We start from the raw sequence: 22,397 nt of genomic DNA on the forward strand, positions 1-22,397 counted from the left end.
ATCTCCTCGATCATAAAGCCCGAGAAAATTCTACTTTTGAAGCCCGTTAATTGCCGGGAGGATTACCTTTCAGGTTAGCTCCGGAGGGGCATGCCATGAACCGGGCAAGCATTTGCGTCAGCATCTGAGGCGCACTTGCGCCTTGTTGGGTCTGTGGCAGGTGGCTTGCGCCATGAGTCAATTGCGATGACCATATGATGAGAAGTTCGATCGAACCAGAACAGGTGGACGTAAATGAAGGTATATAGTTTTTCCAAAACCGCTCTCCTTGATGCATGGGATCACGCTAGGTCTGAGGCTGTTTCGGCGCTGGAAACGCTCGTCTCGGCGCGTAACGATGTTTTACAGGCAGTGATAGCGCCAGATCGCGAAGCCGCCGTATTGCTCTGCGAGGGGGAACTGACTGCGTGGCGTCATGAGAAAACGGCACTCAAAGCGGACGTTCTATTTTGGGGCGCTGGCCTCGCAATCGTGTCTCTTCTTCTACTGGGGGCCGTTCTCGGCTCCATATATTTTCGCGCTCCATTGATGACGATCATTTTGGCAGTGTTTTGCCTCCCGACGGCGGCTGCAGGGTTCATAAGCGCGCAGTACGTTGTCGATAGCGCCAAGCGCGTTCGCGAGCTGCTCGTTCGCGGCTATGCACGAGGCGCTCGAGGCATCCTCACTAACAGCGGATATAGCTTATGGGGGTTTGGCCAGACTGGACTATACGTCGTTCACAACCCGCGAGAGGAAGGTTCCCTCCCTTCTATCAGTGTCTACAATTATGACGATCTGCGCGCCCCTCGTATGGAACACGATTCAGATCAAATTGCTGTCGAGCTCGAATTTACAAATGGTTCCTTGGCAGGAGTCATGCTCTTTCCGGGGAACTCGGCTTGCCAAGCTGAACAGATCATTCGTCTTTTGGATAGAAATAAACTAGATCAGATTCATAGGTTGCCGAATTATTCCTCTTACATAGTTCGTTAGACCAGTTTTCACCATTAGCCAACGCATTTACGACTTCGCCTGATAGCCGTTTGTGTTCTACCAGTCGGTCTACGATTTCGAAGAAGGTTTCTCTACGATCGTGTATTTCTCTGGCGATCATTGTCAGGACAGTCTTGGGAAACAGCGCACGAATTCGATTACCACGCAATCGTGCAATTCGCCCGCAATCATTATCTCCTCCGATTAAGAGCCCCCACGGCCATCCGGTCCCAGTTCTCCCCTCGCGGATTTTAGCCTGAAACAAGCGCTCATCGAACGTATGGCAGTCTCTCGGGTGCGAGAGGATGTATGCTTCTCCCGCCCATCCGGCCAAAAGAATTTCGGCCATCTGATCGTCTGGAGGCGTTGGTTGGGTAGGGTCGTAAGACGCGAAAGGATTCAGTTCTTCACCGTGTCGAATGCTAACGCCGGTAATAGCGAGGCCGCGAGCCTTCCCAATGAGTTGATGTCCCACCTCATGCGCGGCGGCAAGATTGTTTTCATTTATCAATTTCTAAGTCTCGCTACGTTCGTCGGAAACAACGATCTCAGTAGCGGATCGGTGTTTCTAAAACCTAAAGGTCAAGCGGCGGTTTCCTCTCATACTGACCGACCGTCGCAGCTTTTTTTCCGACAGAGATCGCCGCAATTCTTAACGATTACCGGCCGGCGATGGGTCTACTTCGGTCCCGGTTATCGCAACTCTACCGCCATGAATGTGACAATAATGATTAATTAGAAAAATGTACGTCCATCTACGCCCATAAGGTCGATATACATATCCCTTCCACTATCCTGTGGAGATCGTGAACAGACGAAGAACTCCTGTTGGTAGTGGGGGACTTGATCGGGCACAATGTTTTCTTTAGGCTCCGATCACGGTTTGGGTGCCCGACCGAAGGAAGCTATGACGATTTCACGCACGCAGGTGCCAAAGCCCGAGAACCATTAGGATTTTGAACGTCTGTGCAAATTACTGTGGGGCGAGAAGCTCGGTGACCGTCATATCCAAAGATATGGACGCCATGGGACGGGGCAGGATGGCATAGACATCATCGGCATTCGCAATGGAGCCCCCCCCCGAAATCGAGTTGGAATCCAGTGCAAGCTGAAGACTGGGACGGCAAAGCTGACAGCAGAAGAGTTCGAAGCCGACTTTGATAGTGCGCTCGAAATCGATCCTCCGCTTACGGAATTCCACATTGTCACGACTGCGGACCGTGATCGCGCGCTTCAGAACCTTTCCGTCCAGATACGCGAGTACGAAAAGGGACGGCGCATTCACGTCGGTTACTGGACGTGGAATGCAATGAAGGACGAGCTTGGCCAGTACCCAACGGCTCTCCTTGCTTTCGACGAGACCTACGCACCACTCCTACAACCTTTGGCGGAAGCGCATTTCTGGGCCTCAGTTTACTATCTGACGGATGCGGGAACCTTGCTCCTCAACATGGCGGCCTTTCTTCACCCTCCCCTCGTGGACGATCCAATATTCTGCTGGATAGCGGCTGAAGTAGATTGCGCCGACTACACGCGGTGATAGAGTTCTGCCAGGCTGGAGAGCGAGTAATGCTGGAGCAGATCGATATTGACGGTGTGGCGAGCTATCTCGGTCCTCAGCAAAGTCTCACCGCACTTCGTTCTATAAACTACGTCTACGGGGCCAATGGCTCTGGCAAGACTACGATATCCCGGATCATCGCGTCTCCAGCGGAGTATCACACCTGCGCCGTCCGATGGGCGCAAAACGTCCCGCTGGAATGCCTTGTGTATAATCGAGACTTCGTAGCCTTGAACTTCACTTCGAGGATGCGGGGTATTTTCACGCTCGGACAGCAGGATGCCGAAACTCTCGCAAACATTGAGAAAGGTCGGCGGGAAGTTGCTGACCTTGGCGAACACATAACGGGCAAAGAAGGCACTCTAGAAATCAAGACTAGGGAGCTCGGAGAATTGAATGCTGCTTTCCGCGAGGAGAGCTGGAAGGCCAAGCTCAAACATGAGGATCAATTCAAAGAAGCGTTTCAGGGCGTCCTGAATTCTAAGGAAAGGTTCGCAGAGCGCCTGATAAAGGAAGACGCCGAGAATCAGTCTGGGCTCAAGGACATCGCAGAATTGTCTGAGAGGGCCGCGACCGTCTTCGGTCCCGTCAAGGAGCGCGTGCAGCCCCTTCGCTATCCAGACCGCGGCGACCTGATTGAGACCGAGACCTCACCGCTCCTCCGAAAAAGGATCGTGGGGAAGGAGGACGTCGATATCGGTCCCTTGATCAAAAAACTACGCAACAGCGACTGGGTGAAGGAAGGTCTCAAATACTTCCATGACGACCGCTGCCCATTCTGCCAGCAAGACACCGACCACGGACTTCGCGACAAGATCAACGAGTACTTCGATGAACAGTATCAGGCGGACGTGGACGCGATCGCCACCCTAGCCCAGCGATACGAGCGGCAAGCCTCGTTTATCCTCAGCGGACTCGAGGCCATGATTTCGACCGGCTCCGAACACCTAGATATCCCTACGCTTACGCGGCTCCACGATACGTTGAAGTCCAACATTTCCCTGAATTTACAGCATCTCGATCGCAAGAAGCGGGAGCTGAGTTCTTCTGTCGAGCTCGAGCGGCTTGAAGGCCTGCTGACGGAAATCAATGACGTCATAAAGATCGCTAATGATGACATCCAAAAACACAACGATCTCGTGGACAACCTGGCGGCCGAACGCGCTTCCCTGGTGAATGACGTCTGGAGGCATATCGCGGACGAGTATTCGATACCGCTATCTACCTACAAGACACAGCGAAACAATCTAGTCGCCGCTCAGGGTGGCCTGGCTCGAGGAATTCAAGCGAAGACTGACGAGCGAGATCAAAAGTTGGCGGACCTGCGTGAACTTGAGAAAACCGTCACCAGCGTCGAGCCAACCGTTTCCGCCATAAACCAGTTGCTCGCGTCGTTCGGGTTCAGAAATTTCAAGCTGGCCACCGTTGATGGCGAGGAGCTTTCCTACAGGATCGTCCGAAACGATGGCACGGATGCAGGCGATACCCTCAGCGAAGGCGAAAAGACATTCGTCACCTTCCTTTATTTCTATCATCGCATCAGCGGAAGCATGTCGGAGTCCGGCACGACTTCGAGCCGCGTCGTCGTTTTCGATGACCCCGTATCAAGCCTTGATAGCGATGTGCTGTTCATTGTCAGCAATCTCATCCGAAAGATCATCAACCAGGCATGCAATCCAACGAGTGCGGTAAAGCAGGTCTTTGTTCTCACCCATAACATCTATTTCCATAAGGAGGTGACGTTCGATCCAAGCCGGTCTGGCGAGCGTCGGAGCTTCGAAACCTTCTGGGTCGTTCGAAAGGGTATGGGGCATTCGGAACTGGTGGGACACACCACAAATCCCGTGAAGACCACGTACGAACTGCTTTGGCAGGATGTCCGGGACGAGAACCGTTCAAACCTGACGATCCAGAACACCCTACGACGTATTATCGAGAACTACTTCCATATTCTCGGGAACGTGAATAAGGACGAGATCGTCCAACTCTTCGACGGGGAAGATCAGCAGGTTTGCAACTCGCTGTTTTCTTGGATCAACGATGGTTCCCATAGCGCCCATGATGACCTCTACCTCGTCTGCGATGACCAGACAGCTTCGCGGTATTTGCGCGTATTCAAGGAGGTGTTCGATAGAAGCGGTCATAGCGGTCACTACGACATGATGATTCGCCCGCGCTAAAGCGCTGCGGGCGAGGCTCTCCGATTGGCTTTATGCCAACCGCTTTCGGTCCAGCACTTCCGTCTTTGCGCCGGCGCTAGTTTGACGTGATCCTTGAACGACAACTTGCAGTCTTTGGAGAGCAGCTATGAGCCAGTTCACCTTTTCAAATTGTGCACCGACGCCATTTGAAATGCTCGTAAATTTTCGAGAATCTGGGAACGCGACCTTCATCTCCTACCTGTTTCGGGAAAAAGCCGAATGGCTGTCAAGAAATCTTTCACCCGAGCAGGAAAAGGTATGTGACGGCATACGTGCGCAGCTCGCAACATGGGTCGAGATGGAAAAAATACATGGACCAGGAGCGGCGCTCAATCTAGGCCATCAGGAAATGATGGAACTCTTTCGAGCGCTGCCTTGGGTACGGAAAAAATTCGCATCGCAAATCGCCAACGCAAAGCGTTTGGCAGCGATGTAGTGAGCATTTTAGAACTTTGGTACACTGACGGTATTGCAAGAGTTCGAAAGTTCAACGCCTGTCAGAAACTCTCTAACAGACCGATACTCATAGATCGCATTAATCCTCAGTAATCGCAGTGTATTCGTCTCTTCGATCTCTTCGACTTGCAGCTGAACCTTCCTGCCTTCTTCGATCTCCCGGTCTACAGCGTCGCGAAACTGGCGCGCCCACTCCTCCGACTCCTCTGCGGCGAGTAGTCGGCAAATCTCGTCGTACCCATGATCTCCAAGCCGCTCTACTATGAACCGCCCCGGCTTTGCCGGAGACCCCAACTCATAAGAAGTAGGGTCTATGACAAGCAAAACGACGAACAAATTTTCTCCTGAAGTCCGTGCCCGCGCCGTTCGAATGGTGGCAGAACACGAGGCCGAGCATCCGTCCCGCTGGGCTGCGGTTTCTTCGATAGCAGCCAAGATCGGTTGCTCGGCGCATACCCTTCATGAATGGGTGAAGAAGGCCGAGGTCGATAGCGGCAAGCGTGCCGGTATGCCGAGCGATGTGGCCGAGAGTGAGGAGCGGTCCCGAAGGGAGCAATCGATCCGGCGAATCGATTGCAGTAACGAACGAAGGCTCTGGAACGGGAGAACCGGGAGCTTCGTCAGGCGAATGAGATTCTACGCAAAGCCTCGGCATATTTTGCCCAGGCGGAGCTCGACCGCCCACTGAAGCGATGATTTCCTTCATCGACGAACACCGCTCGGTGCTCGGGGTCGAGCCGATCTGCAGATTGCTGCCGATTGCCCCGTCCACCTATTATGAAGTTATTGCCAAGCGCACGGATGTGGGTCGCCTGTCGGCCCGCGCCCGGCGCGACATGGCCATGAAGGTCGAGATACGCCGGGTGTTCAACGAGAACTTCCAGGTATATGGCGTGCGGAAAGTCTGTCGTCAGTTGCAGCGAGAAGGCTTCGACGTCGCACGCTGCACTGTCGCAAGGCTCATGAGAAAGATGGGTCTTCAAGGCATCATTCGCGGCAAGCCAGTCAAAACCACCGTGTCGGACAAGTCTGCCCCGTGTCCGCTCGACCGTGTCAACCGACACTTCAAGGCTCCAGCGCCGAATATGCTGTGGTTATCCGATTTCACCTATGTCGCGACCTGGCAGGGCTTCGTCTACGTGGCCTTCGTCATCGACGCCTTCGCCCGCCGCATCGTCGGCTGGCGGGCAAGCCGGACTGCTCATGCGGGCTTTGTGCTCGATGCTCTCGACCAGGCACTTCATGATCGGCGGCCCGTCAAACGTGGCGGACTGGTTCATCATTCCGACCGCGGATCGCAATACGTGTCTATTCGCTATTCCGAACGGCTGGCAGAAGCGGGCATCGAGCCGTCGGTCGGAAGTGTTGGCGATTCCTACGACAACGCTCTCGCTGAAACGATCAACGGTCTTTACAAAGCCGAGGTCATCCATCGGCGAGGACCGTGGCGAAACTTCGAAGCCGTGGAGTTCGCCACGCTCGAATGGGTCGACTGGTTCAACAACCGCCGCCTGCTTGAGCCCATCGGGAATATCCCGCCCGCCGAGGCAGAAGAACGATACTATGCCATGCTGGACGCGCCAGCCATGGCCGCATAACTTAAACCAAACGGTCTCCGGCAAAGCCGGGGCGGTTCACGTCCGGTGTAGGATTGATCGTTAAATGACGTCACTCTTTAAGCCACACCAATAAGGCGTCGATATGGACCGCGAAATCCCGCCCCTCTTCTGGGCCGCCTTTGTGGATGACACCAACTACCCGCTCGTCGACGTCAAGTATCGGTCCTCCCGACATTCCCTGGGTCAGCTTTTGCGTAACTTCGATTAGCGGAACCGCACTTTTTACCGAGAAGCTACTGATATGGCCGGAACGAACATTCAAGCTGTCTCCCGGGCCGTAGTGAGGGTAACCGGCGGCCGCCACGGCATCTCCTAGCGCAGGCGCTTTTGTCGCCATTTCGAGTTCGAAGAACTCATGACTAGGAACATCGTGGTCCAAGATAGCGAGGTCGCGGATGGTATGGTGTTTTCGAACCCTCGCCTTGAAGACGTTGGACGGCTTTGAGGGATGATATACATCGATCTCGTGCCCGACCGCCTCCTCAATACAATGCGCAGCTGTAACCAGGCCAACATCCTTTAAAAAGAACGCGCTACCCTGCGCGAACTTACCCTCGAAGTGTTCGATTACCCATACCGCTCGACTCCGGAATTGTGCCTTAGTCGGTGAAACCTTGATCGGCTGAGTGGGAAACGAGGCGTTATAGCGGGCGGCGATTGCACGGAAGATTGGGTCAGCCTGTCCCTTCACACTGGCAAGCCATGAAATATTGCCTTTCAGATGGTGGCCAAGGTCACACGTTCCCCCGTGTTCCACTTCGAATTTCTTTTGAGCCAAGGCTATACCGAGTGTCTCGATGGAGTACATTGTGGCCCGGATGTTTCGGACAAAACACCTATCAACATTCAAACCCGAATTGATTTTGAGCCCCGTCACAATCCGGCGGCTGTGCTTGTCACCGTAGTGCGACTTGGTCGGATTCAGCTTAAAACCGTTATTCGTAAACGCCTCGATCAGCCGCGGCGAGAGCACTTCCAGGGGAAAATTGCCCGTGGGTGGAATACCTTCAGCAAACAATCCTCCAGGTGGCTGATAACTCGAGAACGTGATGTCGTCAGCGTACCGCGTGTAGATGCACCGTGTCGCTTTGGCGATCGCCTGGAGTTCCTTATCGAGCTTGAAACAAACCATGTTCGATAAGACTGGGCTGGTCGGAGCCCCTTGCGGCAAGACGCCTTGGTTTGTGCAAATGCGTGCAACGACAGCAGCGACGTCTTTGTCAACACCGACGGCCCTGAGAAGGCCGGCAACGCGGTTCTCCGATATCGACGGAAAGAAACGTTCAACGTCCAAATTCACGACGAACTTGCTTCTCAGGTGCGCGGTCGCGTTAGTCTTTACGGATCGATCTGGCACAAACCCATGGACCGGATTTCGCGGAGAATAGACTTGATCGAGAAGCGGTGCGATCGTCCGCTGCAACATTTTCAAGCGGCGATCCGGTGCGCTGATTTTTCTGGCTTTACCGGATTTCGAAGGAATTGAGAAATTCGTGTACATCCGACCCCGGAACCACCAAATCTTGCGTAACTCGGCCTCCGAGAGACAAAGGTGGCCAAGAAAGGTCGGCAGGTCGACCATCTCTGTAGGTATACGGACACGGAAGCTGACGCCGCCGAAAGCGAGTAGTGGATGTGGCACGAGGTCTCCCTCCAATCACGCCATGTGCATCCCGGAAGAAGTGGCGCGCACGATATTGTAGATACATTCGCTCTTACGCCGCAGTTACTACAGCGCGTATGCGAGGGGAGACCTCGTAACGGAATCAATAACAAGACGAGACATGAACGAATAGAGCCGCAACCAATCGATAAAAAGTTTCAACAGGCTTTTCGATCGTAAGTAGAGCCGTAATCATTATGATGGCGGCTCTTGAAAGGGTTGCTGAAGATATCATTGCAGGAGTGGCTCGAGTCAGGAGCCTGACGCCCGTCAACGCAAAGCTGCTAGCGGCATTGCCGGAATTAATCCTACCCGTCCATGTCTGGTTCGGGCTCGGGAGTTGAGCGGGCGACACTCGTTGGAGCAGGCGAATCGGCATGTCGGCCACCAAGGTTCGTCCGTTGACCATAGATGTCCGGGACTTGCCAGCAGCTGAAGCATACGAGCCACTCCCTGAAGCAACAGCTAACGCTGACAGTCAAATTTTATCTAATTAATTTGACCCTCTTCTTCAGTCAGGTATCTTTTTCTACCAATGGTCCTAACGCCCGAGGCGTCTCCGCCAGAAGGCTTTCAGTGTCGGTTTAACCTGTGCACATTCTAATCGACCGAGTGAAACCCGTCCTCTCCTGCAAGAGGCTTCTCATCACCTTTTGACGTCGGCAAATTCAAGCGCCTGCGTCCTTCACGGATCGTATTTTATGCATCTACAAAAACCTCTACGCTTATCGGCGGCACTATTGATCTCGGTAACCCTCGTGCAAGTCGGCACGGTCTCTGTTTCGCAGGCCGCTAGTGTCAGGGTAATCGACGGAGATACTCTGGACATAGACGGTAAGACCATCCGGCTGCACGGCATCGATGCACCAGAGGCCGGACAGACCTGCAGGCGTCCGAATGGCAAGACCTGGCCATGCGGAAAACAGGCGATCGAAGCTCTTGAGACTCTCGTCTCCGACGACAACGTCACCTGTGATGACCGTGGCGCGGATGGCTATGGTAGAACGATCGGAGTTTGCACGATCGGTTCAGAAGACATCAACGCCAAACTTGTATCAATGGGTTTGGCGTGGGCGTTTCGGAAGTATTCCATGGACTACGCAGAGATCGAGGATACCGCCCATAGAGACGCTCTGGGAGTTTGGCAGGCTGAAACCATCACCCCATGGGATTTCCGCGCCGAAAAGTGGGCTTTCGCTGAACAGGAGACCCCCCACGGTTGCCCGATCAAGGGAAACATATCGGAGGGAGGCCAAATCTACCATGCGCCCTGGTCGCCTTGGTATACGAAAACCAAAATCAGCGTGGAGAAGGGCGAGCGCTGGTTCTGCTCCGAGGCGGAAGCCGTGGCTGCGGGTTGGCGCGCCCCTCGCTGGGGGCGGTAGCCTAACCTTCATTTCGGCGGCGTATCCTGATTTCGATCCGCCGTCGCGCTTCCACGTCACCAGCCTGCCCGACGGTCAATTTATCACCAGGCAGCACGAGTTGCGCACCTGACATTGGAAGAATTGTAGCTTTGCTGAGCCGCGGATCGGCTCGAAGAACGTTCACCACGGCTAGCGCTCTGGTCATACCGAGACCCGCATTGTCCGCGGGCACAATTGAGGTAATCGATCTCTCGCCGTCGACGACTTCGATTATCATCTTGTCCAGATTTGAACCAGTGCGAGAGATCGGCTGTTCGTCTGTGTGGCCGATCACCTCGATGATATCGACGTCGTAGCGCTCCAGGTTCTGCGCAATATCTGCCGCAATTGGCCCCTGTAGCTTTGCGGTGAACTGCTCGTCAAGTTCGGCGCTGCCGCTCTTGAAGAAGTAGCCTCCTGCCTCGCTGAGGTTGATGATCGGGGGCCACTCGTGCGGCTGAGAATTAGCCTGTTCCTTCTCTGCGCGGATAAGCTCACGAAGCCGATCCTCTAAAGCCTGAGCATCGGTTGTCTGGATGCCAACCTCGCGGACCCGATCAAGGATTTCTCTCGCATCAGCGATTGCTTCCGGTGTGAGGCCCTGTGCCTCGAACCGCTTGAGCGTGTCCCTCGCCTTCACGAGTTCACGCCATTCCTTTTCCAGCGCTTCGCGTTCCTGGCCTGAGGCCGTTACCAGCCGCATTCGTTGCTCCAACTCGGCAAGGCGCTCGGAGGAATTTTGGGCTTCTTCGGCCTTGATGCGAACCTCTTTGGTGAGCTGTTCAACCGTTAACTCAGCATCCCTGCGTGCGACGTTCGCATCAGACGCTTTCTGCCGCTCAGTCTTGATGATCGCTCCAGCTACTAGAAGGAGGCAAAACACGAGCAGAAGCATTGACTCAGCCATCGTCAGGCCAAGGATCAATCCCCGATTATATCCCTTGTGTTCAAGCTTTCTGGCGGGTTCTGCTGGACTTACCACTTTCTGAACCAGCCTCTCTTTGGCTTCCCATCGTCGTCATCACCTGGAGGTATATCTACAGCCACCGGTCCAACGACGTTCGGCTGGTCGGCCGACCTAGATATGATACTGGCATCTCCTCCAATCCCGTCAAAGATCGCCTCAAGTTGAGGGGATCGCTCTTTCGGCGCGGTGAGCTCAGGTGTTTCGTTATCTGGGGACCCAATTCTCATCCTTATTGATTGATGCGAGGAACTATCGTCCGGCGGATGACTGGCCACCAGTTCCCTGATGGAAGCGGAAGTCGCCGAAAAACTCTTTGCGAGTGAAGTCATTTGACGTGGCATTTCCGCCAAGGCGGCAAGACTTTCCCGTAGGGCTTTAGAAAGGTCAGCCACGGGTTGAAGCGAAGCTTCAATTTGTCCCGGGATGGTCGTGACGGGCTTGACCGCTTCAAGGAAGCTAGAAATTTGCGCCTCGGTCCGATTGGCCATGTCGTCGGACTGTAGCTTCTGGAGCTCGGTCACCTTCGAAACAGCGTCGAGGATTGGCTTTACTTCGACCCTTAGGACTTCGTCGGGTGTCTTCATCTGGTTCAGGTTGGTCGTCAAAGCCTCCAACGTTGAACCCAAACCACCGACGATGGTCGCGATCCTGTCGGTTGCTTCGTTCAATCTCTCGGAGGCGGCATTAGCTAGCTCAGTGGCCTTTGCCGATCGTTGTTCAACCAGCTTCAGGTTTTCCTCGGAGATGACGGCCAGTTTTGCCGCCGCGTCCTGAATCGGTTTCAGGGATTCCCTGGATAGGGTCTCGATTGCCTTCTGAACTGCCTCGCCGGTCTTTTCCGCCTGCTCCGCAATTTCCTCGAAGCCTTCGAGCAACATTTGGCTGCTCGTTCTGCGATAGCTCGAAAACTCCCTCGCGGACGAATCCAGTTCCGTTCGTACGCGGCGTGTCATCTCCGCAAGTTCATGGCGGACACTGCGTTCGATATCGATTGGGTCGCGGCGCATCTGGTTAAACAGGATGCGGAACGCGATCCCGCAGATAGTCGATGTTACCGCGATGCCGAAGTTTCGCACGATCTCGTCGATCGATGCGTCACCGACGAAACGATAGAGCGACACCCCAAGGCTGGAGAGCGTAAACAAAAACCCCATGTAGTAGAGATTGTCGCCAGCTTGCTCGTTGTGCACTCGCATGCTGCCTGCAACCAGGGACAACATCAGGTAGGAGAACATGATTCCGATCGGAGCGGCCGTAACGAAGGCCGTGTTCAAATCCCACAGCTTGGCGGTCCAGATGAACGACACACCCAACATGGTGAGGAAACCGAATAGGACCATAGGACCGTGTTGCCTAAGAAACAGGCTCGCGCCGCTTGCCTTGGCCATCACATAACTCCCTGCATACGCTTGAAACTGGTCAGGTGGCCATTATTGGCCAGCACCCACTGATCCCAGAACTCAGCTAGTTCCTCGTCGGAGAACTTCATCTCTGGTCGCTGAAACTGCAAAATGCGAACCATCGTGCCAGAGAGCGGGCTTCTAAACCTCTGTCGTGCGTCGCTTTCCTCGAATTTCGAGTAATCGGCACCGTTCCGGTACATCGAAAAAGCGTTTGTGTGCTCGACCATGTCAGACGCTATCACAAGGGTCCTCGGCACCGATTGGTGCGATGGGATGCCAAAGGCCTCAACGTTAATGCGTTGGACCGCAGCCATTATAGGCGACTGCTGACCTGATACGCCTTCCCTCAGACGGTCGGACACGTCCCTCAAGGGTTTCTCGAAACCACTCTCCCAGCGAGACTGCGCGAGCCGAGGGTTGCTGGTCCATTGGTCAACCGAAGCCCCGTCGCCGGGATTGCAGCCCGAAAAAGTTCGCTCAAGTTGTCCTTCCTGATCGGTGAGAGCGTAAACCTCTATAAGGCCGCCTTGTGGGACGGAGGCGACAAGAGCCTGGAACTCATTTCTAAGATCGAGCGCGGTTACGTCAGCGATAGGATCGGTGACGTCGAGAAGAAACGCGGTCACGGATTTCGGACCATCGACGGGGCACAGAGAGTCCTCATCGAGCGCTACAGCGCTACCAGCTACGCTCCTTAGATAGAAGTAGCCCCCAATCAGACCGGCAGACAGTATCGAGACGACGACACCCGCGATCACAGGAGCGGCCGCATTGTTGGATTTTTTGCCTCTGCGCCTTGCCATTATGCACCTGGGAACAGTGCATCGAGTTGGCGATAGCGGCTCACCGCGTCCTCAAACTCTTCGCCGATCTTCTTCATCTGATCGGACAACTCGTCTTGCGCAGTCCTGATACGCTCAGCCAGTTCGCGATCGTTCCATTCCTCTGCACTGTGTAACGTCGGGCTAATCCGCTCCATCTTGAACGGCGTCGCGAAGTACTTGGGTTCGGGTTCTGTACGAGCCTTTCGGTTCGCCTCTCTGTAGAGCGACAGCAGGGTATTCGCGGAGCGCTCCAATTGGTTCTGGTGTTCTTTAAAAAGGCCCGTCACACGGGTTCTATGTTGGATGATGGCCTGAGATTCCTGACGACGCTGGCTCAGATCACGTATGATCAGCTCGACCTTTTCGTTATGGTCGTCTCGGATTTCCTTGAGATTTTCGATCAGGGCTTCGACCTCGGTGCTGTACCAGCCCCTGGCCTTGTTCACGCGGTTCTGCACGTTCCCAAAACCCGGATAGGGGTCGAACATCAAGCAGCCGTCAATGAATGCCAAGATCGAGAAAAGTAGTCCTAACCCGAAGAGGACCCAGGAGTTCAGGTCGGCCAGGTCAAGTGGCGCGGTCCACAGCCTATCCATGACCTGCCTCCCGGCGTCACCGAAGGCAATGGCAGAGACTTCGCGATAGTGCGCCAGCGCAACGTTGATCCCCAGCGCGATGCACACGTAAGCCCCCAGCCCCAGAAGCCCCAAGAGCTTGAGAAAAATGGATCGGTGGATAACGAGCCGTACGGCAAAGATTGAGAGAAGGAGTGCGCAACCAATATTGAGTGCCGCAAGCGTGAACGCCTGTGTCACACCTCCAAGGATGCCGAGTGCGCTCCCTTCGGCGAGAAACGAACCATTGAGGCCCGTTTCCAATAAAAGGAGGAAAACAAGGAAGGCGACCTTGAAGAACATCCATCCAGCGGTACTGACCTTAGCCGCTCGACGCAGGCCATGCTTATCCTTGAAGTGGTCCAGCTCCTGTTCGACTTCTTGAAGGTCGCGTCGCAAACCATGCAACTGGTTCTGGCCAATCGCAACCTCAGCCTTAAAGTCTGACAGACTGGTGTAGTTTGCTTGGCGGATGAGCCCGAACTGACCCTCGAAGTCGAGATTGTTCAACCTGTCCTCAAAGTGCTTAAACTGGTCTTCGAGAACCTGATATGAAGCTTTCTTTTCCTCTTCTATCCTGGAGACGATGCGCTGCTCGACTTCGTCGAGAGCGCGCGCCGACTTAGGCGGCTTGTTGGCCGTCCCGGCCGCGCTACCCAGCTCTGTGAGCTCAAGCGTGCGTCCGAGTTTCTCCGTATCAAGCATCGGGAAGACATCAGTGGAGGCGCGAAAATCGTGGTTGGTTTCTCGAACTTTACCCCATAGGCGGTTCAAGGCGTCAAAGCGTGCGGCCATTTTTCAATTTCAATTTCTTAACTACATGAAGAGCGTTGAAAGACGTAGCCGACACAATGTCTCGCGTCTACATTGCATTGTCGAGGGAGGTTACAACGCCCCCTGCTAAGCCACAACTTTTATGGGGCCCTGCCCGCCGCCAATTCAGTGGTCAGTAGCGTTGGTGCGGACAATTGATCCAGAGATAGCTCGAAATGGTAAAACTCCTCGCTTGTTCCGACATCCACAACAACGTCAAAGCCGTCCGCAAACTTGGTTCGTTGGAAACGAACGACTTCGACGCGGTGATCGTGGCGGGTGACATTGAAAGCCAGAACGCCGACGAAGTTTTCGAAGTACTGCGAACTTTCGATTGCCCGGTCCTCTATGTGTACGGCAACTGGGACAATCGCCTCGAATATCGCCAGGACTTCGGTGAACGGTGCCATCATGTTCACCTGTCGCCTTTCGATCTTAACGGCCTTAGTGTCGTCGGGGAGACGGTGGATGGCATCGACCTGGAATGGGAAGCTAGGCGTCAAAACAGCTCCGCAAGCGACAGTGCGGCCATCGAGGCAGATCACAGCCTGTACTTCCAGCAACAGCGCGCAAAGCTATCGGCGATCGTAGCAGCGGGCAATCCAGAACGGACCATTGTGATGAGCCACTATAGACTGACGAAGACCCAAGGGCACCTCCCAAGTGTCCCGCTCTTTCTGTTCGGTCAAATCCACAAATTCGAGGATGTCACATATCGCGGCCAGCGGTTCATCAACGTCAGCGCCCTCGACAAGAAGGTGATGGTTGCAAAGAAAGGCCAGCGCGCGGGCCCGAAGAACTGGCGATACATAAATGACGGAAGCTATGTCATAATCACCCACAACGAGCGGACGGGGTTCTCCGTTGAACCGCGTCGCTTCGATCCTGACTTCTTTGAATGGGAGCGGATCGAGGGTATCGTGCATAGCTCCGCTCCCGAGGTGGAGTAGATTGTACCGGACTTTGTATTTGCCTCAAAAACTCGATGGCCAATGACTGCGACGCTTGCAATCCAATTGCCCGACACCTTCTCGAGTAATCTCGCTACCAAGGTCTCAATTCCAGGTGTCCGTCCTGTCGATGCAGTGGAGCAAATCCTCACGGAAACGATCATTGGCAGCCTCTCCAACTCACAGTCAGTGCAGCTGCTCAAACCTCCGTCTGTGCGACTGCACCCGATGTATTTTGCCGACCGTTGCGCGACACTCTTCCATCTGGCACGGGATGGATATGCGACATGGTACGTCGATCTGGTATTTTCCTCAGCTCTGGAAAGTGCCGTGGACAACATCGACGTCGTCGCGACGGGATTAGAGCTGAAGCCGATAAACTACGGACTGGAAAGCCATTCTTATCAGCTGACCACCAAGAGATTAAAAACTCAGGTCAACCATGTGCTTCGCCTCAATCATGTTGTCATTCCGAGATCGGTGTTCTCCGAAGTCCTGAGCGCCGTTGAATCACTGCCGCCGTTAGAACAGCCCTATGTCGCCAATCCGAGACCGGGACCGCGCTCGCAGGGTTTCGAACACGGTATAGCGGACTTCGAGTTCGTATCTTTTGACCACATGGTAACGGGGAAAAGGCGCGTCTGCTCCTGTTCCCGGACCGCGAACGACAAAATGCTGGCTACGGCGCGCGGGATGACCGGACAATGTTCGGCCGGCTCATGGCCGCATCAGGTTGTCAGCCTGCTGACCGATGCCAGCTACGAAGACTCTGTTTGCCACCTATGCATTGCGCGCCGATCCGGGCCTGAGATGGCGGGAATTGTCTATGGAGACGCAATCCAGCAATTCGTAGCTCCATACGTCAACCAGCTAATGTTGTCCGACGGCACAGACAAGGCAACAGCCCGCGCCGAGGTCCAGCAAACGCTGGGGATTAGCCGCTGGGTCAGGGAGGCGGAGATGCATGGCATAGTCAAGAAGCTCTTCCCTGACCACGTCGTCATGCGTGAGGCATCGCCATCATGGCTTGGTCGGCAGAGACTGGATGTGTTCATCCCAACGCTGAACCTAGCCTTGGAGCATCAGGGCGAGCAGCACTATCGACCTGTCAGCGCGTTTGGGGGAGAGGAGGCACTTAAACGGGCCACGGAGCGTGATGAGATCAAGCGGCGCTTATGCCGAGAGAACGGTGTCCATCTCGTCGAGATCGGTTTCGATGAACCTTTGACAGCTGCGACCCTCCGAACACGTTTGCGGCGCTACATCCACTGAGGCCCGCGGCGCAGAGATCATATCTGCTGACTTCGCACCACAGGCCAGTGATCGGTAGCCGCGGCTCCCAACCGGTTAGCTGCGCGTCGTGGAACTGTCACTAACCGCAGGGTTTAGCGGAGCCAATCCGCGAAAGGCTAATTAGCCACGATCCTTAACGCATTCAGCAGGTCAGGAGTTATAGTTCCAGTTACCTTCAGGTTATAGTCTGACTGCATCTTAGAAATCGCTGCCTTGGAATCTGGCCCGATTTTTCCGTCGATTAATCCAGAGTAGTAACCAAAGACAGTCAAGGCGGTTTGAACCTGGATAACGATCTGCTTGAACCTGTCGGAATTTCCAGGCAAGGTTTTTAAAGGCGTTGCGGCTGAAGGCGGAACAGACGGAGCAACCGGTGCCACAGGATACGAATTACCTGGTTGATTACCGTAAAAATTCGACCCGGAGTTTGTAGGTACAGTTGACGAGGAACCTGTCGTACTCCGGCTTGGCGGAGTATACACGTACCCTCCCCCCGAGCTTGATCTATGGCTCGAATGAGACCGATGACTCGAATGGGACCGGTGCCCCGCTAGGGTATATACGTGACTTAGCCGAAACCGTTCGAATAGTGTAGGTGTCTGATCCTTGGTATCGGATATTCCAGGCAACGGAAGAGCATCCGATCTATGCGGGAATAAGCCGGCTGCCAAAAAAGACGGAATAAGAAACAACTTGCGCTTCACGGTGCCCCCACCCTTGCGAACCCTTTGTCGGGAATATACCACTCGAAGAAACCACCACAAGTAGACATCAAGGAGCAACCGTCGCACTCAGGTAGATATTTTCGTTTCCAATCGGAGATTGTGGACGGTGCGAGATATCGAAATCTCTCAGGCAGTGTGCAGAGCGGGAAATTGAACAGACTCACTTCGATCCCTCTAGAAATCGCTCGGTTCAGCGCTGCAGATAAGGGTTGGAAATCGGTGGAGGTATCGAGGAAGCACTTGTCCCAGTTCATGCGCCCATATCCGATGTTTTCCAGCTGCATCAACGCCCAGTGCCGGACGAAAGGTAGCTTGAAATAAACGTGGTCCGAAAGAGCAGGCAGCATCGTATTGTTCTGGGCCATGACAACGGTGCGCAATTCAATGGCTGCCCCTGCCCGCGCCAATATCGAAAAGCTTTTCTCCAGCCTCTCGGAAGCGCCCTGCTTACCCACGATTTGATCATGCAGATAATGCTCCGGTGCATATAGCGGAATTCCCCAAAGCACGCGGTCATGCCCAATCTCGGAGAGCCATTCGACATCCTCTTCTTCAAAGTGCTGGCCGTTGGTTAGCACATGAAACCGCAAATCCGGACGGGCAGAAGCCATCAAAGACAAGAACTGGAATAACCTGGACTTATGAAGGAGGGGTTCACCTCCTGAAAGCCCAAGATAAGCCCTCGCAGGTGCCAGACTCGCGGCTATCGCAAATTGATCGAATAGATCGGTATGATGCTTTTTCGGGGGCTGGGAGCACATTAGACAGAGTTGGTCACATTGTTCTGTCAGCAGAAATGTATTGTGCGCAGAGTTCGCGCGGATCAGGCGGTGTGCACTCGGTTTGCCAGGCAACAGCATTAGCACGTCGCCTTCCAGGTCAGCAGAAGCGGGAGCCCGGACAGTCAACGAAAAGCCTTGATATTCATACTCACGGTAATCGTCAGCTGTCTCGATCAAGACGGCGTCATGCTCAGATTCTGCTCGATTCCCCCGCAGTCTGAGAACCAGCGGTTCAGAAATTGGCAGCGGGTCTACAGGTATACGCAGATCAATCATCGATGGACCTTGGCTATTCCGGCATCGAATTCAGGTGCGCCGACCCAGTAAGCCAGCGATTTTCGGACCTTAGGGTCATCGCTGTAGAGCAACTCAAAAACCTTGTCGAACATGTAGATATGGCGCTGACAGAAATCCGTCATGTGTTTCGGCAGATCAATCCTGCCGTAGCGAGAAAGGTCATCAACCAGATCGACGCCGCAGTAGGCTTGATATGGACAATGAACACAATCGGGGTGAAATGTATTCGAAGCCTCTGCGTTCAGTGCATCAATTTTGTCGACCTCAATTCCAGTCAGGATGTGCCCCACGGAAAGATCGAGTTGACCGATCCGTGTTACCATTCTTGCTTCGTCCGTCGGATACAGGCTCCCATCATAGTCTATGACGACATAGCTTCGGCCCAGAATGTTTGGATTACGCAGATCGGCATGGCCGTGGTGGCCGGATCGCAGAACGCGTCGTAGGCAGTGAACGAGATAATACTCTTCAACCGGGTTCATCGCCTCCCAATTATATTCGATTAGAGCATCGATGAATCTGGCATGAAATGCGTTCCACTCTGCCCCAGCCGATTTCGCGAGAAAGCGCTTCCTTGCAAAGCCCTGATAATTGACCGGTCGGAGATATATCGAATGCAATCCGTGCTCCGTGAAGCTGTCGATTATCGATCCCGGAGAAGGCAGAGCACGAACGTCAAGCGTCGGCAAAGCCGAGACTTTCTCTTTCCCGAAAGACCTGATCGCTCTTCGCAAATTGGCAAAGAACTCGTCGTTCTTCGTCTTGGTCCCGGTTCTCTGCTGTTGATGGGTCTCGCGATTGGCATCGAGAGACGTACTGATAAAAGTATCGCTATCAGCCAGAAATTCCCACGCTTCCTCGCTAACGTCCTGCAGGTTGGTGCAGACCACAAATTCACTTTTTTCGAAGCGGTCCCTGCAAAAATTCCGAACCCGTTTCAGGATGTCTAGTGCCAGTAATGGTTCTCCTCCCTGGAATTCGATTCTCAGAGATTCCGTTGACAAACCATCTAAGAATTGAATCACCGCCTTCTCAGTATGAACCGTCCAATCGAAGCCTGGCGTTCCTTCATTGACACGACTGACCTGGCAGTAGCCGCACGACAGATTGCAACGGAGGGTCGGGACCAGAATGACGTAATCAAGACCACTCGGCTGATAAAGCCGTTGGGCCCATCGATATGCGAAGCTTGTGTACGCGAGATCATCGGGTTCAACGAATGCGTGACCGTTCCGAGCGAGGAAATCCATATCCGCACCGTCCATTCGTCCGGTAGCATACCGTTCCAGGAAATGAACGTCAGATTTGAAGAAGCCACCTGCGTCGTCTGCGAATATCAGGCTTTCATCCGCGTTCTTCCTGAATTTCAGGGGAAAAACATTCATGGGCCCATCAAGCCCCTGATCATTGTGTGGCGTATTTCCAACGTCTCCCGATAGATTCTTTCCCTGTAGAGACAGAACTGAAAGTCCTGTGCCACCTGCGCTGTATCTTCATCGGGCTGCCTGAGGATGATCTCTACATGGCCTTGATGGGTCGCCACCGCCGCGTCTGGACGAAGGTAACGGAAACGCACAAGAGCAGCAGCAAGATACGGCTCGAAAGTCGTGTCCACCGAAATTAGGAATTTGCTGGCCCCGCCGCTGATCATCGTAGCAACCCCGTAACGAGAGGCTTTACGCCTTCTGGCATTGCCTCGTCGCTAATCTCCCATGGGCTCACATGGATTACATCGCTATCGCTGTAGAACACGTATTTCAGAGGTTTGGGAAGTTGACCGCGCATTGGGTAGACCTATGTATTGAATCAGCCATTCGTATTTACTCTGGCATCGGGCCTACCGTTCAGCCCGCTTCGCCATAGTTTTTCATGCCCTGTTCCAGTCTCCAGTCCACCGGCCGACCTCAACAGCGTATCGTTGACGATCAACGAGATCACTTCCATTTAGCTGCCCACAGCCTTAGCTCTGCCTTGACCTTTTCAGGCCAAGCGCCAACAACAGGTTGAACCTTGATCTTTTGTCCAGATGGTTTCCAGGCCAGATACACACTTCTGGACCGAAGATCGGCGACCACGATGGCTTGTTGTTCGTCACACATATGCCGTGTGCAAGTCGTGCCGACGAAGAGATCGCCTTTGAATTCTCCCGACCCGACGCCCAAAAGGATGTCCTTGACCAGGGCTTCATCTTCACCTGCCAAACCATTGATCTGTCGAGCCACTTCGGCATAGCTCAGCAAAGCTGCAGGATGATCGATCGTACGCTCTCGAAGCTGATCCCACCCCTTGGAGGTGTCAGCCACGAAAGCCTCAGAACCGACCTCACGAAACCCTTGACCAGCAGTCCATTCCCATCTCTTTCCAGGCGTACCAGGCTGCGGCGCGATGGCAAAATAGAGCTTGTCTTGCGACACCGTGACCTTAACGGGCATACAGTTATCGAGAGGCCCATCGATGCGCGCGTTTTGTCCTTCGGGAAAAGACAGAACAAACGGACTGCTCTCGCATGCGTTGCCTCCCCCCGAAGAAGCGCCAACGGCGACAGGCGTACCTCCTACGACATGTACGTCATCGATATCGACGAAATAGTTTCTGTGAATTTCTCGGTCATCCACCTTCAGGCTGAATTGATCATCGTTCGATTTCGCGATGCTGACCCGATGTCCGAATAGGCGGATATCTAGATCACGAGCGGCGAGAAGATCACATTGCAGAACCACTATGGCAGTGGCCAAAACAAATTTGAATAACCGTTTGCTGGACATGTCTTCCCCAACACAGAAATACAACTTTGCCACTAGCAGACCGCGCGACCAACTCCAATCGGTTGACGACGTTTTAATGTGGGAATTCGTGAATGGCCTGTCGAATCCAATGCCGCTTCACTTCTCTGAAGGCCGATCTTTATCCTCTAGCCCTGGTCTCATGGTCTGATATCACCCGAGGTCGAAACCCGCCCAAACTGGCTAACGTAGGAAACCGAATCCCCCGGAGACGAACTCCGGAAACGTCGGCGGGCTAACTCCATCGGCTTGGCCAGCCAATTGCAGGCGGCACGGCACATACCATCTCTCCTCCAGCGGATGAAAAACTCCTGGGAGCGGGAAGTACTTATCGATCAGAACGAAATCCTCTATGTCGAAAGACACGATGGGCATCTGGTGGGTGATCGAAAGCGCAGCGAACATAAGATCGTGGCTAAGCTTATCCTTCTTTTGCGAAGGGTTGGACACATACAGGTGCCGAAGCGACCCCACGGTCGTCATTTCCGCATAAAGATTGGCCGCTTCAATCGTCAGGTCAGCTATCTGGAACTCAACTGACAGGATATCATCGATCCAATTATGAAGCCTCGACGCTTTCTGTGGATCACGTTTCAACGCTAGATGGGCACCTCGCCTCAACTCTGATATGAGTGGAAACGAAATCGCTAGTGAACCAGCGCCCTTGGCCTTCAACCAGGAATGAAGGCCAGGTGGCGGCTGACTCAGCCCAGCGTTGCTAAGTACATTAGTATCCAATAAATAAATGAGGTCTGCCATTTTTAACCTCTTTTACGTAACGAAAGAGGTAGTAGCCGGCAAATGCCGGTTTTCGGTAAAGATGGCGGCGAACGTTTAAGAGTTTGGAAACCGGAGAGCTGGTGACAATGTCACAGAATTGGACGATCGACGAGGCATCCGCCGATATTGCAGGCCTGCTGGAAGCGGCTCGCGCGTCGTCTCAATATATCTTGGCTCCAGATGGAGCGTTCAAAGTGTCTTTTGAACGCAAGCTCGGTCGATCCATCAACGAGCTACTCGAAAACGACGCCCATCTGAAGAAGGACGACGTGGACGGAATCTAAG

The 22,397-nt window shown here is 54.0% G+C and carries 20 protein-coding genes, 1 pseudogene and 1 other annotated feature; of the genes and pseudogenes, 9 read left to right on the top strand and 12 right to left on the bottom strand.

The window, feature by feature from the left end; all coding sequences use genetic code 11:
- The first annotated feature begins 234 nt into the window (after nucleotides 1–234).
- A complete protein-coding gene (locus ACFSE1_RS06030) occupies nucleotides 235–975 on the top strand; it encodes a hypothetical protein (RefSeq protein WP_377397887.1) in 741 nt (246 codons plus the stop codon).
- Nucleotides 976–1,948: 973 nt separating this feature from the next.
- Here the strand turns inward: ACFSE1_RS06030 and ACFSE1_RS06035 are convergent.
- Nucleotides 1,949–2,260 (bottom strand): hypothetical protein, encoded by a 312-nt coding sequence (locus tag ACFSE1_RS06035; protein ID WP_377397890.1) that lies wholly within the window; start codon nucleotides 2,258–2,260, stop codon nucleotides 1,949–1,951.
- Nucleotides 2,261–2,284: 24 nt separating this feature from the next.
- Between ACFSE1_RS06035 and ACFSE1_RS06040 the strand changes: the two genes are divergently transcribed.
- The 3 genes from ACFSE1_RS06040 (at nucleotide 2,285) to ACFSE1_RS06050 (ending at nucleotide 5,173) form a co-directional block, all read left to right on the top strand.
- Nucleotides 2,285–2,515, top strand: coding sequence for a hypothetical protein (locus tag ACFSE1_RS06040; protein ID WP_377397894.1), 231 nt, complete (start codon nucleotides 2,285–2,287; stop codon nucleotides 2,513–2,515).
- 29 nt (nucleotides 2,516–2,544) lie between these two features.
- On the top strand, nucleotides 2,545–4,716 hold the full coding sequence (locus ACFSE1_RS06045; RefSeq protein ID WP_377397897.1) for an AAA family ATPase: 2,172 nt from the start codon (nucleotides 2,545–2,547) through the stop codon (nucleotides 4,714–4,716).
- Nucleotides 4,717–4,843: 127 nt separating this feature from the next.
- Complete coding sequence (locus ACFSE1_RS06050; protein WP_377397900.1) at nucleotides 4,844–5,173, top strand: hypothetical protein; 330 nt, start codon at nucleotides 4,844–4,846, stop codon at nucleotides 5,171–5,173.
- An 8-nt stretch (nucleotides 5,174–5,181) separates the two neighbouring features.
- On the opposite strand, the gene ACFSE1_RS06055 is transcribed toward ACFSE1_RS06050, so the two are convergent.
- Entirely contained in the window at nucleotides 5,182–5,529 is a 348-nt protein-coding gene (locus ACFSE1_RS06055; RefSeq protein WP_377397992.1) for a hypothetical protein, read from the bottom strand.
- Between ACFSE1_RS06055 and ACFSE1_RS06060 the strand changes: the two are divergent.
- A pseudogene (locus tag ACFSE1_RS06060) lies at nucleotides 5,507–6,791 on the top strand (IS3 family transposase). The gene ACFSE1_RS06055 and the pseudogene ACFSE1_RS06060 sit on opposite strands and share 23 nt — an antisense overlap.
- Nucleotides 5,844–5,960 (top strand) — a sequence feature (AL1L pseudoknot). It overlaps the preceding pseudogene by 117 nt.
- Nucleotides 6,792–6,861: 70 nt before the next feature.
- Here the strand turns inward: ACFSE1_RS06060 and ACFSE1_RS06065 are convergent.
- A complete protein-coding gene (locus ACFSE1_RS06065) occupies nucleotides 6,862–8,454 on the bottom strand; it encodes a reverse transcriptase domain-containing protein (protein ID WP_377397903.1) in 1,593 nt (530 codons plus the stop codon).
- 722 nt (nucleotides 8,455–9,176) lie between these two features.
- On the opposite strand from ACFSE1_RS06065, the gene ACFSE1_RS06070 reads away from it, so the two are divergent.
- Nucleotides 9,177–9,860 carry a thermonuclease family protein gene (locus tag ACFSE1_RS06070; RefSeq protein WP_377397906.1) on the top strand — a complete coding sequence of 228 codons (684 nt, stop codon included), beginning with the start codon at nucleotides 9,177–9,179 and terminating at the stop codon, nucleotides 9,858–9,860.
- A gap of 1 nt (nucleotide 9,861) precedes the next feature.
- On the opposite strand, the gene ACFSE1_RS06075 is transcribed toward ACFSE1_RS06070, so the two are convergent.
- The 4 genes from ACFSE1_RS06075 to ACFSE1_RS06090 form a co-directional block, all read right to left on the bottom strand.
- Nucleotides 9,862–10,788, bottom strand: a complete 927-nt coding sequence (locus tag ACFSE1_RS06075) for an OmpA family protein (protein WP_377397909.1) — start codon at nucleotides 10,786–10,788, stop codon at nucleotides 9,862–9,864.
- A 68-nt stretch (nucleotides 10,789–10,856) separates the two neighbouring features.
- Nucleotides 10,857–12,236 carry a hypothetical protein gene (locus ACFSE1_RS06080; RefSeq protein WP_377397912.1) on the bottom strand — a complete coding sequence of 460 codons (1,380 nt, stop codon included), beginning with the start codon at nucleotides 12,234–12,236 and terminating at the stop codon, nucleotides 10,857–10,859.
- A complete protein-coding gene (locus ACFSE1_RS06085) occupies nucleotides 12,236–13,054 on the bottom strand; it encodes a hypothetical protein (RefSeq protein ID WP_377397915.1) in 819 nt (272 codons plus the stop codon). Before ACFSE1_RS06085 ends, ACFSE1_RS06080 begins: the two co-directional genes overlap by 1 nt.
- Complete coding sequence (locus ACFSE1_RS06090) at nucleotides 13,054–14,484, bottom strand: hypothetical protein (protein ID WP_377397918.1); 1,431 nt, start codon at nucleotides 14,482–14,484, stop codon at nucleotides 13,054–13,056. The genes ACFSE1_RS06085 and ACFSE1_RS06090 overlap by 1 nt, the downstream gene beginning before the upstream one ends.
- A 194-nt stretch (nucleotides 14,485–14,678) precedes the next feature.
- Here ACFSE1_RS06090 and ACFSE1_RS06095 point away from each other — a divergent pair, with 194 nt between their 5' ends.
- Complete coding sequence (locus tag ACFSE1_RS06095) at nucleotides 14,679–15,452, top strand: metallophosphoesterase family protein (RefSeq protein ID WP_377397921.1); 774 nt, start codon at nucleotides 14,679–14,681, stop codon at nucleotides 15,450–15,452.
- Between the two features lie 42 nt (nucleotides 15,453–15,494).
- The gene (locus ACFSE1_RS06100) at nucleotides 15,495–16,724 is read left to right on the top strand and encodes a hypothetical protein (protein ID WP_377397924.1); all 1,230 of its coding nucleotides are present in this window, start codon (nucleotides 15,495–15,497) and stop codon (nucleotides 16,722–16,724) included.
- A 137-nt stretch (nucleotides 16,725–16,861) separates the two neighbouring features.
- On the opposite strand, the gene hxsA is transcribed toward ACFSE1_RS06100, so the two are convergent.
- The 5 genes from hxsA to ACFSE1_RS06125 all read right to left on the bottom strand — a co-directional run bounded on the left by hxsA (nucleotide 16,862) and on the right by ACFSE1_RS06125 (nucleotide 22,091).
- Nucleotides 16,862–17,536, bottom strand: coding sequence for a His-Xaa-Ser repeat protein HxsA (gene hxsA, locus ACFSE1_RS06105; RefSeq protein WP_377397927.1), 675 nt, complete (start codon nucleotides 17,534–17,536; stop codon nucleotides 16,862–16,864).
- Nucleotides 17,446–18,528, bottom strand: a complete 1,083-nt coding sequence (gene hxsC, locus ACFSE1_RS06110; protein WP_377397930.1) for a His-Xaa-Ser system radical SAM maturase HxsC — start codon at nucleotides 18,526–18,528, stop codon at nucleotides 17,446–17,448. The genes hxsA and hxsC overlap by 91 nt, the downstream gene beginning before the upstream one ends.
- Nucleotides 18,525–19,934, bottom strand: a complete 1,410-nt coding sequence (gene hxsB, locus ACFSE1_RS06115) for a His-Xaa-Ser system radical SAM maturase HxsB (protein WP_377397933.1) — start codon at nucleotides 19,932–19,934, stop codon at nucleotides 18,525–18,527. The genes hxsC and hxsB overlap by 4 nt, the downstream gene beginning before the upstream one ends.
- 549 nt (nucleotides 19,935–20,483) lie before the next feature.
- Nucleotides 20,484–21,314, bottom strand: a complete 831-nt coding sequence (locus tag ACFSE1_RS06120) for a hypothetical protein (protein ID WP_377397936.1) — start codon at nucleotides 21,312–21,314, stop codon at nucleotides 20,484–20,486.
- A 201-nt stretch (nucleotides 21,315–21,515) separates the two neighbouring features.
- Nucleotides 21,516–22,091 (bottom strand): PIN domain-containing protein, encoded by a 576-nt coding sequence (locus tag ACFSE1_RS06125; protein WP_377397939.1) that lies wholly within the window; start codon nucleotides 22,089–22,091, stop codon nucleotides 21,516–21,518.
- Nucleotides 22,092–22,198: 107 nt separating this feature from the next.
- Here ACFSE1_RS06125 and ACFSE1_RS06130 point away from each other — a divergent pair, with 107 nt between their 5' ends.
- Nucleotides 22,199–22,396 carry a hypothetical protein gene (locus ACFSE1_RS06130; RefSeq protein ID WP_377397942.1) on the top strand — a complete coding sequence of 66 codons (198 nt, stop codon included), beginning with the start codon at nucleotides 22,199–22,201 and terminating at the stop codon, nucleotides 22,394–22,396.
- Nucleotide 22,397 lies beyond the last annotated feature (1 nt).

This window comes from Affinirhizobium helianthi, from assembly GCF_042680945.1.
GTDB classification, from domain to species: domain Bacteria; phylum Pseudomonadota; class Alphaproteobacteria; order Rhizobiales; family Rhizobiaceae; genus Neorhizobium; species Neorhizobium helianthi.

Excerpts from the sequence above, each read along its gene's own strand:
- ACFSE1_RS06030 (WP_377397887.1), top strand. The coding sequence starts at position 235 with ATGAAGGTATATAGTTTTTCCAAAACCGCTCTCCTTGATGCATGGGAT.
- ACFSE1_RS06040 (WP_377397894.1), top strand. The coding sequence starts at position 2,285 with ATGAAGGACGAGCTTGGCCAGTACCCAACGGCTCTCCTTGCTTTCGAC.
- ACFSE1_RS06045 (WP_377397897.1), top strand. The coding sequence starts at position 2,545 with ATGCTGGAGCAGATCGATATTGACGGTGTGGCGAGCTATCTCGGTCCT.
- ACFSE1_RS06050 (WP_377397900.1), top strand. The coding sequence starts at position 4,844 with ATGAGCCAGTTCACCTTTTCAAATTGTGCACCGACGCCATTTGAAATG.
- ACFSE1_RS06070 (WP_377397906.1), top strand. The coding sequence starts at position 9,177 with ATGCATCTACAAAAACCTCTACGCTTATCGGCGGCACTATTGATCTCG.
- ACFSE1_RS06075 (WP_377397909.1), bottom strand. The coding sequence starts at position 10,788 with ATGGCTGAGTCAATGCTTCTGCTCGTGTTTTGCCTCCTTCTAGTAGCT.
- ACFSE1_RS06080 (WP_377397912.1), bottom strand. The coding sequence starts at position 12,236 with ATGGCCAAGGCAAGCGGCGCGAGCCTGTTTCTTAGGCAACACGGTCCT.
- ACFSE1_RS06085 (WP_377397915.1), bottom strand. The coding sequence starts at position 13,054 with ATGGCAAGGCGCAGAGGCAAAAAATCCAACAATGCGGCCGCTCCTGTG.
- ACFSE1_RS06090 (WP_377397918.1), bottom strand. The coding sequence starts at position 14,484 with ATGGCCGCACGCTTTGACGCCTTGAACCGCCTATGGGGTAAAGTTCGA.
- ACFSE1_RS06095 (WP_377397921.1), top strand. The coding sequence starts at position 14,679 with ATGGTAAAACTCCTCGCTTGTTCCGACATCCACAACAACGTCAAAGCC.
- ACFSE1_RS06100 (WP_377397924.1), top strand. The coding sequence starts at position 15,495 with ATGACTGCGACGCTTGCAATCCAATTGCCCGACACCTTCTCGAGTAAT.
- hxsC (WP_377397930.1), bottom strand. The coding sequence starts at position 18,528 with ATGATTGATCTGCGTATACCTGTAGACCCGCTGCCAATTTCTGAACCG.
- hxsB (WP_377397933.1), bottom strand. The coding sequence starts at position 19,934 with ATGAATGTTTTTCCCCTGAAATTCAGGAAGAACGCGGATGAAAGCCTG.
- ACFSE1_RS06120 (WP_377397936.1), bottom strand. The coding sequence starts at position 21,314 with ATGTCCAGCAAACGGTTATTCAAATTTGTTTTGGCCACTGCCATAGTG.
- ACFSE1_RS06125 (WP_377397939.1), bottom strand. The coding sequence starts at position 22,091 with ATGGCAGACCTCATTTATTTATTGGATACTAATGTACTTAGCAACGCT.
- ACFSE1_RS06130 (WP_377397942.1), top strand. The coding sequence starts at position 22,199 with ATGTCACAGAATTGGACGATCGACGAGGCATCCGCCGATATTGCAGGC.